The organism is Oleiphilus sp. HI0043, assembly GCF_001634935.1.
This window is the reverse complement of sequence record NZ_LWEY01000006.1, coordinates 1-641: the sequence shown is the minus strand read 5'-3', so window position 1 is coordinate 641 and position 641 is coordinate 1. Positions and strand designations below refer to the sequence as shown.

The 641-nt window shown below is 47.4% G+C and carries 2 protein-coding genes; both read left to right on the top strand.

What is annotated here, in order from left to right:
* Positions 1–295 (top strand): MoaD/ThiS family protein (locus A3729_RS00670; protein ID WP_231877280.1); only part of this gene is annotated, 295 nt, incomplete at its 5' end.
* A 1-nt stretch (position 296) separates the two neighbouring features.
* The coding region (locus A3729_RS00665) for a molybdenum cofactor biosynthesis protein MoaE (protein WP_068632957.1) at positions 297–641 on the top strand (345 nt) is incomplete at its 3' end.

The window sequence follows — 641 nt, the reverse complement described above, 5'->3', positions numbered from 1 at the left end:
TTTCTTTGCCGGTATAGCAAGCATTATTAAGTTACGAGACGACCTTATGAATATCCTTTTTTTTGCCAGCTTGCGAGAGCAGCTCGACTGCGATAGCGAACAATGGACCGAGATCGACGGCATCCAGACGACTGGCGATATCAAATCCAAGCTTCAGTCACGGGGCGAACCCTGGTTAAGCGCGCTTGCTAACGAACGGATCATTATTTCAGTCAATCAGGATATCGCCGATGCAAGTACTGCTGTTAAAGTAGGAGATGAAGTAGCATTTTATCCCCCGGTAACAGGCGGTTAGTATGAAAATATCTGTCAGCGTTCAGCAAGAAGATTTCTCAATAGAAAATGAGTACCAGACTCTACGGAACAACCACGCCCTAGCAACTGGCGCGATCTGCACGTTTTCAGGCTTGGTTCGGGAATTCGGAGATCGCCCTAATGTAAATGGCATGTTCCTGGAGCACTACCCTGGCATGACAGAGCAGTGCTTACAGAAAATCATTCAACAAGCAGCTGAACGTTGGCAGATACTTGAAGCGAGAGTCATTCACCGCGTTGGCCCTTTGCACTTGAGCGAACAAATTGTCTTCGTTGGCGTAAGCTCTGCACATAGAGCAGATGCTTTTGCGGCCTGTGAGTTTATT